A 9,649-nucleotide genomic window follows, 5' to 3' on the forward strand; every position below is an offset into this window, starting at 1 on the left:
GGTTTTGTCTTTATTGATAAAAAAAGCCACTAATGAGTTTTTGTTAGAAAGGCTCAAGTAGTGGAGAGAGTAAGCGTGCCGAATGTGCGAAACAAGTGAATTGTGTTTCAGGCATGCTAGGGTGAGTTTTCTTAGCGAGAATAGTACTCGACTAGAGGGTGATTTAAGTATTTGGCCTGCTGTAGGCCAAATACTTATGTTAGCTAAAAGCTGATACTCACTTTCAGCTATGACAACTTAACTTGAGTCGCTTTGATGTTCTCACTTGGGTAGCAACCCAACACCTTAAGGTGGCGAGTAATGGCTGTTAGTTCCGTTATCGCTTGTTGCATGTTATCTGAATCCAGATGCGCCTCTAAATCGACATAGAACATCTCTTCCCAAGGGTTACCCATGATAGGACGAGATTCTAGCTTAGTCATGTTGATGCCTAAGCGTTGCAGGATCAGTAGTGTTTCTACCAAAGAACCCGCCTCTTGAGATGTCGACATGATGAGCGTTGTTTTCGCTGGTATTTGAGTCGATACTTCAACAGGCTTACGCGCCACAACGATGAAACGAGTGTGGTTCTCTGTTTGGTTTGCAATATTGCTCTGGATTGGCTGTAGTCCATAAAGCTTACCGCTCGATGCATTACCAATAGCAGCTACGTCATTACCACCCAATTCTTTAACTTTTTTCATTGCATCAGCGGTGCTTGCGCAAGACTCAAGGTTGACACCCTTAAGGCGGCTCAAGAACTCACTGCATTGTTGATGAGGTTGTGGGTGCGAGTAGAGTGTTTTGATGTCTTCTAAACGGATATCACTTTTAGCAACAAGGCAGTGCTCAATCGGTTGAGAAAGTTCGCCAACAATGTATAGAGTCGTATGCTGTAACAGGTCGTAGACCTCGTTAATTGACCCTGAACTGGTGTTCTCAATCGGCAGGACACCGTAGTCGGCATGGCCAGACTCTACTGTTGATGCGACTTCTTTGAAGTGATTACAGTTCAGCTCAATCAATTCCATATTCTTGCGGCTGAAGTATTCGCGGCTCGCAAGGTGAGAATACGATCCCTTAGAACCTAAGAATGCAACGCGAGCCAATGGTTTACGGCTTTGCGGGTTCGCTAGGTTTTGTAAGTATGACTGTTGTAGTAAAACGGAATCTTCGATGATGGTGTGAAACAGCTTGGTAATGTACTGCGCATCAAGTTCGTATTTATCTTTGCCGTTGTTGATCAGCTTAACTAATAGTTGTTGTTCTCGTACTGCATCACGAACTGGTTTTGATGTCTCTACTTTGCTTTTAGCGACTTCGATACTTAGCTTGCGACGCTCTGAAAGTAACTTCAGGAGTTCGTCGTCTAAATCATTAAGACGAAGGCGGATATCATCCAGTGAAATTGAGCGGTCAGTCATAAATGTGTCCTTATAAAAAAGCCTCCCTAGTGTGGGAGGCTTCTTGTTCGTTTTTGACTTGTTTTTCTAAAACGACTTAGCCTCCGATTTACGGAAGAAAAAAGAAGTCAAAAATAAACAAAGATTGAGTGTGCATAAAAAGTGATTGTTTTATGAATGTTTAAACACAATAAGCAAGCGAGCTACGAGCGTCAAGCAAAAAAATAGCGCCCTGAGGCGCTATTTTTTAATCTGTTCTCTTTCCTTATTCTACTTCAGCTTCTAGCTCTTCGATTTCAGGCTTTTCAGCGCGGCGCGCTTCTGGTTTATGGCGTAGCTTGTTGAGTTGACGCTCTAGTTTTTGTTCTACTTCGTTGATCGCTACGTAGAGGTCGTCATGGATTGATGAAGCAACAAGTTGGCCTTTTGGTACGGTTAGTACCGCTTCAAATTTCTTCTTCTTGTTTGGTTCTTCGCTAAAGCTCGCTTGGCAGCCAATGATGTCTACTTGCCATTTATCTAGCTTTTTAAATTTGCTTTCTATGTGATCACGGATTGCAGAGGTAATGTCGATGTTTTTACCAGTGATGTTCATTTTCATAGAAGTTTTCCTCTGTTGTATCCCTCATGGGTTAACTTCAGATTACGACTTTTAGGAATAAAGAGTGTGATCTAGATCTTGTTTTGGTTGGATGGGATAAGCATTAAAATCAAATGTGATCTTACGCAAGTCTTAGTATCTTTTTGGCGAAAAATGCTTGTTATCCTTATGAAAAACGATAACTTGGAGGCAAGGCTTCGCTAAAAATTAAATCAGTTTTTAGGGGCGTCCTACAGCCTATGGAAAGTGCTTGATTGAAATTTACTCAATAGTGTTTTGTGATATAGGTCTTGTAATATAGGTCGCTACATAAGCTTCTTCAGAATTAGATAAACAAAAGCCGCATAAGTATTCTTATGCGGCTTTTGTGTTTTTTAGCTTTACCTAATACCTTTGGCTCCCCAGCTCTGGGATGGAGGCGATCCTAGTCGTTAGTGTTCAGTAATCTCGCTGTGCCGTCCTCTCGGATAGCATTGATAGCTTGTAATTGTTTATAGATTACGAAGTAACGATTGATGTTGGCAACATAGGTTACGGGTTCTTTACTCACGTATTTGCGAGTGATGATTTCTACGTTTTTAAACCAGATGTTTGGGTTGTAACCTTTCTGCTTGGCAATGCTCCTCATCTTTCTGATCTTAGCAGGACCAGCGTTGTAAGAAGCCAAGGTAAAGTAGATTTGATTGTCGGGTGATATTGCCGGGTCGTCAAAATATCGGTCTTTGATAAAGCGCATATACTTCACACCCGCATGGATGTTGTTATCCACCTTATGGATGTTCTTGATGTTGACGTTTTTATCTTTGGCGGTACTCGGTAATACCTGCATCACACCAATAGCCCCGCGATGAGAAATCCGGCTCTGATCCAGTCCTGATTCTTGGAAACCTTGAGCTGACATCATCAAAGGATCAAATTCATACTTGCTCGAATACTTTTCAAAGACATCTGAGAGTTTAGCTACTCGGTCTACTTTATTGGGGTTGAGTGCTCGGCCTAACCAGCGAGTATTGTCGATGTATTTCTGGTAGATGACATTCCCAAGCAGGGTGCCTGTTCGTGCGGTCTTGACGTATTTGTTTATCTCTTTCTTCAGTTGAGGGCTGTCTTTTCTTAAAGCCCAAGCAATACGACCATTTTCTCGTAAAGGTAAGTCGTTATGGACTTGAATGTTTTCCATTACATCGATCCAGAGCTTGGCTTTATGGTTATCCAGAATTGTGCCTTGTATATAACCTTGGTTAACCAGTTCTATCAGCTCGTAGTCTTGTAATGACTCCTCGATAAAGTGGACATGCAGTGGTGGTAAACCTAGCTCGTTAAGCTCCTTATTAACTCTTTGTACACTCTCGAAGTAACTCGAGCTTGCTCGTATCCACACCTCTTTGCCACTCAATTGCTTGATTTCGGTGATAGGTTCGGCCTTTTTCCCTGTGATAATGAGTTCTTTACCATCTTTAATCATCGGATCCGAAAAATCGATGGTTCGTAATCGTTTATCGGTGATCGTTAGGTTAGCGACAGCGACATCACCATAGCCAGACTCTAAAGAGGGAAGTAGATCATCTCGTTGCACGGGGATGATTTGAACATTGAGATAGGGATGTTTCTTACGAAGGCTTTTCTCAAAGTGGTAGAGCATTTCTGCCACGATGCCTTTTGGCTTGCCATCCTCGATGTAATAGAAACCAAGATCGGCAGACACTAGCACTCTAACCGTTCCTTTGGTTTTGAGCACATCCAAGTCACCCATGTAAGGCTTATTGCTTAATGGAGACAGTTCTAATGCGTAGGATAAGTGGCTAAATAGCGATATCCAGATAAATAATAACAACCTACTCACATCCACACTCCATGTTGATGTTTTGTTAAAAGTTATCTTTTGAAGATACCGTGTATTATGCGATCCATCAAGTTTGCGATATGTAGATGAAAAAAAGCGCGCTAGTAAATTAGCGCTCTTTTAGGATTGAGATGTAAGAGGTTTGATTAAGGTAGTGGGTTTAACTCAATCAACTTTTCTGTTCTTAACACAGCGTCATCTAGGCCGAGTTGTTGATAAGCTTTTAGCTGGATATCTAAAGACTTACGCGCAGCAATGGTGTCTGGGTAAGTTTTTTGCAGCTCTTGCGTTCTGTTGATCGCAGCAATCCAAGCTTCGCGGCGTAGGTAGAAATCAGCGGTTGCTAAGTCATACTCTGCTAGGCGGTTCTTAAGTGCGAACATGCGTTTTTGTGCATCTTCAGCATAAGGGCTACTAGGGAAACGTTCGAGTAGTCGCTTGAAGTCAGCAAACGCAAGTTTCACTGGTTCAGGATCTCGGTCACTACGGTCGATATTAAAAATATCGTGCATGAAGTTTCGGTCTTGCGCCATGTGCGTTAAGCCGCGCATGTAAAGAACCCAGTCTTGTTTCTCATGCGTTGGGTTCAAACGTAGGAAACGTGAAATGGTAGCGAGGCCAAGTGCCAAGTCATCATTTTTGTAGTAAGCGTAAATCAGATCGAGCTGTACTTGCTCAGAATAGGCGCCGAATGGGTAACGTGAGTCTAGGGCTTCTAGCTTTTCTATTGCTGAAAGCCAGCTACCGCTCTGCAGTGATTCTTGAGCGTCAGAGTAGAGAACCGATGGTGGTACATCTGGCACTATCTCTTCACTACTTGAACAACCAACCAAGAGTGATACGGCTAATAGACCCGATAAAGTAAGGTGTTTCATGTCAGGCGTCGATTCCTTGAATTAAATATTTCGTAAGCTTCCGTTACTTTCTAACCAGTAACAGATACAATGATGCAATTATTCTATTTTATCCATACTAATGGGTATTAGTCTCACGGTTTTTAAAAAAGTTCGATATGGCTCAGCAGATCACATTAACAGACACAGTAAAAAGCAGCCAGTTAGGTCAACGTTTAGACCAAGCTGTCGCTGAACTATTTACCGATTTTTCTCGCTCTCGCATTAAAGAGTGGCTTCTTGACGGCAAAATCCAAGTGGATGGCGAAGTTATTACAAAGCCGCGCGTTAAGGTTTTGGGCGGTGAAGAGATCATCTTGCAAGCTGAACTTGCAGATGAAGAGCGCTGGGAAGCACAAGATATTCCTCTAAACATTGTCTACGAAGATGATGACTTATTGGTTATCAATAAGCCTCGCGATCTGGTTGTACACCCAGGCGCAGGCACACCGGATGGAACCATACTAAACGCATTGCTTTTCCATTACCCACAGATTGCAGAAGTGCCTCGTGCAGGTATTGTGCACCGTCTTGATAAAGACACAACAGGTCTTATGGTTGTGGCTAAAACGGTTCCAGCTCAAACTCGTCTTGTGCGTGCTCTTGCTAAGCGTCGTATTACTCGTGAATATGAAGCAATTGCAATTGGTAAAATGACCGCTGGTGGTGTGGTAGAGAAAGGCATTAGCCGTCATGCAACTAAGCGTACCTTGATGGATGTAAATGAATTAGGAAAGCCAGCGGTAACTCACTACCGTGTTGCTGAGCACTTCCGCGAGCATACTCGTATTCGTCTACGCCTAGAAACGGGTCGTACTCACCAAATTCGTGTTCACATGTCATACCTTCAGCATCCGCTGCTAGGTGACGTTGCATACGGTGGTCGTGCTCGTATTCCAAAAGGTGCATCTGAAGAACTAACAACAATGATTCGTTCTTTTGATCGCCAAGCACTGCACGCCGTTATGCTTAAATTTGTTCACCCAATTACAGGTGAAGAAGTTGAGTTCCACGCTCCTGTGCCAAATGACATGGTCGTGATGGCTGAAGCGTTACGTGTTGATGCGCGCGAAAACTTGGAAGACGACATTTAATCATGTCGATGATCATCCCTAACTGGAATGCACCAAAAAACGTGAAAGCATTTGCTTCGACACGTTTTGATGGTTTTTCTACTGGTGCGTATCAAGGATTAAACCTAGGTACGCATGTTGGGGATGATGCTTCGCTTGTTGAAAACAACAGAGCCTGGCTCAAGCAACACGCTAATATGCCTGCCGCTCCGGTATGGCTACATCAAACTCACTCAACAGATGTCGTTACGGTTTTACACCCTACGGCAGATATTCTTGATGCTGACGGTGCATTTACCACAGCTAAAGATGTTGTTTGTTCTGCGATGACAGCCGATTGCTTACCTGTAATCCTTACTGATACCAAAGGCACTCAAGTTGCTGCAGTTCATGCTGGTTGGCGTGGTCTTGCTGGTGGCATTCTTGAAAATGCCGTCGCAAAGTTTTCAAACTTAGGTTCAGAGAATAAGATCATTGCTTGGCTTGGTCCTGCAATAGGCAAACAAGCTTTTGAAGTAGGCGATGATGTGTTGGAAGCTTTCGTTAGTTTTGACTCTCAAGCTAAGCTCGCATTTGAAGCCAAAGCTGAACCAGGCAAATGGCTAGCGAATATGTCTCAGCTTGCAACGCAACGACTGAACAAAGTTGGTGTAACTTCTGTGACAGACTCTAATCTATGTACCTTCGCTGATGCCGATGCGTTCTATTCTTATCGTCGTGATGGTATTACTGGACGCCAAGCTACTTTTATTTGGTTAGAGTAACCTTTAACTAGTGCAACCAGTCATCCAGCTCATTTATATTTTTATAACAGCTCTATTCTTCATTCTTATCCCTTGAAAATCCGCGTTACCGTATCCATCTTCTAACCATAAGATAAACATATCTAAGAGTAGGAAGGTTGGCATGCGTCTCGATCGATTCACTAGTAAATTCCAAATTGCGATATCTGATGCTCAGTCGCTCGCATTAGGTCGTGATCACCAATATATAGAGCCTGTGCACCTAATGGTGTCTTTGCTTAATCAAGATGGTAGTGCAATTCGTCCATTGCTCACCATGCTGAATATTGATGTGGTTCAATTGCGTTCAAAGCTAAGCGAAATATTAGACCGTGTACCGAAAGTAAGTGGTATCGGTGGTGATGTTCAACTGTCGAATGCAATGGGTACTTTGTTCAACCTATGTGACAAGGTCGCACAAAAGCGTCAAGACACATACATTTCTTCGGAAGTCTTCCTACTTGCCGCAATTGAAGATAAAGGCCCTTTAGGTAACCTGCTTAAAGAGCTAGGTCTTACTGAGCAAAAATTATCTCAAGCTATCGAGCAGGTTCGTGGCGGTCAAAAAGTTGATGACCCAAATGCCGAAGACCGACGCCAAGCGTTAGAGAAGTTCACCATCGATCTGACTGAAAGAGCGGAGCAAGGCAAGCTGGATCCGGTAATTGGCCGAGATGACGAAATCCGCCGTACTATCCAAGTACTTCAGCGTCGTACTAAGAACAACCCAGTCATTATCGGTGAACCTGGTGTTGGTAAGACAGCTATCGTTGAAGGTTTGGCTCAGCGCATTATTAACAATGAAGTGCCAGAAGGTTTAAGAGGCCGACGCGTACTTTCATTAGACATGGGTGCTTTGGTAGCTGGCGCTAAATATCGTGGTGAGTTTGAAGAGCGTTTGAAGTCAGTCCTCAATGAATTGTCTAAAGAAGAGGGCAATATCATTCTCTTCATCGATGAAATTCATACTATGGTCGGCGCTGGTAAAGGTGAAGGCTCTATGGATGCCGGTAACATGCTAAAACCAGCGTTGGCTCGTGGTGAACTCCACTGTGTTGGCGCAACGACTCTTGATGAATACCGTCAATACATAGAGAAAGATCCAGCGTTAGAGCGCCGCTTCCAAAAAGTGCTTGTCGATGAACCAACGGTTGAAGACACGGTGGCGATTCTTCGTGGTTTGAAAGAGCGCTATGAACTCCATCATCATGTAGAAATTACCGACCCAGCAATCGTGGCTGCAGCAACACTATCTCATCGATACGTTTCTGATCGTCAACTGCCGGATAAAGCGATTGATCTGATTGATGAAGCGGCTTCGAGTATCCGTATGCAGATCGACTCAAAACCTGAGTCGCTAGATAAGCTCGAGCGTAAAATCATTCAATTGAAGATCGAGCAGCAAGCTCTTACCAATGAAAATGATGAAGCCAGTGAAAAACGCCTTCGAACATTACAAGAAGAGCTTTCTGACAAAGAACGAGATTTCGCAGAGCTTGAAGAAGTGTGGAATGCAGAGAAAGCCGCGCTTTCTGGCACGCAACACATCAAGTCAGAGCTAGAACAAGCTCGTATGGATATGGATTTTGCGAGACGTGCTGGTGATCTTAACCGAATGTCTGAATTGCAATACGGTCGAATCCCAGAATTAGAGAAGCAGTTAGATCTTGCGACTCAAGCTGAAATGCAAGAAATGACGCTGCTGCGTAATAAGGTCACTGATGCAGAAATTGCAGACGTGCTATCGAAGCAAACAGGCATACCTGTTTCTAAAATGCTAGAAGCCGAGAAAGAGAAGCTTCTTAACATGGAAGGTGTTCTACATAAGCGAGTTATTGGCCAAGCGGAAGCAGTCGAAGTGGTATCGAATGCGATTCGTCGTAGCCGTGCAGGTTTATCTGATCCAAACAAGCCGATTGGATCTTTCTTATTCCTTGGTCCAACTGGCGTTGGTAAAACGGAGTTGTGTAAAACACTCGCGAACTTCATGTTTGATAGTGACGATGCAATGGTGCGTATCGACATGTCTGAGTTTATGGAGAAACACTCTGTTGCTCGTTTGGTTGGTGCTCCTCCGGGTTACGTTGGATATGAAGAAGGTGGTTACTTAACAGAAGCAGTGCGTCGCAAGCCTTATTCAGTGATTTTGCTAGATGAAGTAGAGAAAGCGCATCCTGATGTTTTCAATATCTTATTGCAGGTGCTTGATGATGGACGCTTAACTGATGGACAAGGTCGTACAGTCGATTTTAGAAACACGGTAGTGATCATGACATCCAACCTTGGCTCTTCGAGAATTCAAGAGAACTTCAATACGCTCGACTACCAAGGAATAAAGAATGAAGTGATGGAAGTGGTAGGTAAACATTTCCGTCCTGAGTTTTTGAACCGAGTTGATGAAAGCGTGGTGTTCCATCCATTGGGTCAAGAGCACATTCAGTCGATAGCCGCTATTCAGCTTGAGCACCTTAAGAAGAGAATGGAAGACAATGGTTATGAGCTTGAAGTTTCGGATAAAGCACTCAAGTTAATTTCTCAAGTTGGTTTTGATCCAGTATATGGTGCACGACCTTTGAAAAGAGCGATTCAACAAAGTGTCGAGAACCCGTTAGCGAAAGCGATACTGGCAGGAAAAATTAATCCAGATAAGAAAGTGCAGCTATTAGTAAACAACGACCGCATTATTGCTCACCAATAGTTGAAGTAAGAACGGTAGGTACGATTGGCCGAAATTAAGGCTTAATCGTACCTATTTTAAACGCTTTGTGTGAATAGTGTTCGAACGGTCGCCGGTGGCGGCTTTTTTTCGTTTTTAGCCTTGTACAAAGGATTATTCTCTCTATAATGCGCCTCCGTTGCCAAGGATAACCAAGCGGTTTGAACTGAGTAACAAGACGGTGATAAGCATTTAAGATGCTTTGAAAAATTAGCTGGAAAAAGTGTTTGACACTGGAATCTAATCCGCTAGAATGACCGTCCACTTCGAGAGGCTCCTTACTAAAAGGAAGGCTCAACAAGTAAAGCTCTTTAACAATTTAAACCTATCAATCTGTGTGGGCACTCGTTGATGAATAT

General features: G+C 43.3%; 7 protein-coding genes and 1 other annotated feature. Of the genes, 3 read left to right on the top strand and 4 right to left on the bottom strand.

Going from position 1 to position 9,649, the window contains the following annotated elements; translation table 11 throughout:
- Positions 1-227: 227 nt before the first annotated feature.
- The 4 genes from pheA to ACED41_RS02740 all read right to left on the bottom strand — a co-directional run bounded on the left by pheA (position 228) and on the right by ACED41_RS02740 (position 4,701).
- Entirely contained in the window at positions 228-1,403 is a 1,176-nt protein-coding gene (gene pheA / locus ACED41_RS02725) for a prephenate dehydratase (protein ID WP_017059361.1), read from the bottom strand.
- A 12-nt stretch (positions 1,404-1,415) separates the two neighbouring features.
- Positions 1,416-1,537: a sequence feature (Phe leader region), on the bottom strand.
- A gap of 110 nt (positions 1,538-1,647) precedes the next feature.
- A complete protein-coding gene (gene hpf / locus ACED41_RS02730; RefSeq protein ID WP_004735034.1) occupies positions 1,648-1,983 on the bottom strand; it encodes a ribosome hibernation-promoting factor, HPF/YfiA family in 336 nt (111 codons plus the stop codon).
- 424 nt (positions 1,984-2,407) lie between these two features.
- On the bottom strand, positions 2,408-3,832 hold the full coding sequence (locus ACED41_RS02735; RefSeq protein ID WP_346393666.1) for a lytic transglycosylase F: 1,425 nt from the start codon (positions 3,830-3,832) through the stop codon (positions 2,408-2,410).
- 140 nt (positions 3,833-3,972) lie between these two features.
- Positions 3,973-4,701, bottom strand: coding sequence for an outer membrane protein assembly factor BamD (locus tag ACED41_RS02740; RefSeq protein WP_017059363.1), 729 nt, complete (start codon positions 4,699-4,701; stop codon positions 3,973-3,975).
- 137 nt (positions 4,702-4,838) lie between these two features.
- Between ACED41_RS02740 and rluD the strand changes: the two genes are divergently transcribed.
- The 3 genes from rluD (at position 4,839) to clpB (ending at position 9,272) form a co-directional block, all read left to right on the top strand.
- Entirely contained in the window at positions 4,839-5,813 is a 975-nt protein-coding gene (gene rluD / locus ACED41_RS02745) for a 23S rRNA pseudouridine(1911/1915/1917) synthase RluD (RefSeq protein WP_017059364.1), read from the top strand.
- Positions 5,814-5,815: 2 nt separating this feature from the next.
- Positions 5,816-6,556 (top strand): peptidoglycan editing factor PgeF, encoded by a 741-nt coding sequence (pgeF, locus tag ACED41_RS02750; protein WP_065584732.1) that lies wholly within the window; start codon positions 5,816-5,818, stop codon positions 6,554-6,556.
- Between the two features lie 142 nt (positions 6,557-6,698).
- Positions 6,699-9,272 carry an ATP-dependent chaperone ClpB gene (gene clpB, locus ACED41_RS02755; protein WP_017062851.1) on the top strand — a complete coding sequence of 858 codons (2,574 nt, stop codon included), beginning with the start codon at positions 6,699-6,701 and terminating at the stop codon, positions 9,270-9,272.
- Positions 9,273-9,649: the final 377 nt, after the last annotated feature.

Origin of the sequence: Vibrio sp. 1F255, assembly GCF_041439145.1 — a bacterium.
GTDB classification, from domain to species: domain Bacteria; phylum Pseudomonadota; class Gammaproteobacteria; order Enterobacterales; family Vibrionaceae; genus Vibrio; species Vibrio crassostreae_C.

Coding starts and splice junctions, on each gene's coding strand:
- pheA (WP_017059361.1), bottom strand. CDS start 1,403: ATGACTGACCGCTCAATTTCACTGGATGATATCCGCCTTCGTCTTAAT.
- hpf (WP_004735034.1), bottom strand. CDS start 1,983: ATGAAAATGAACATCACTGGTAAAAACATCGACATTACCTCTGCAATC.
- ACED41_RS02740 (WP_017059363.1), bottom strand. CDS start 4,701: ATGAAACACCTTACTTTATCGGGTCTATTAGCCGTATCACTCTTGGTT.
- rluD (WP_017059364.1), top strand. CDS start 4,839: ATGGCTCAGCAGATCACATTAACAGACACAGTAAAAAGCAGCCAGTTA.
- pgeF (WP_065584732.1), top strand. CDS start 5,816: ATGTCGATGATCATCCCTAACTGGAATGCACCAAAAAACGTGAAAGCA.
- clpB (WP_017062851.1), top strand. CDS start 6,699: ATGCGTCTCGATCGATTCACTAGTAAATTCCAAATTGCGATATCTGAT.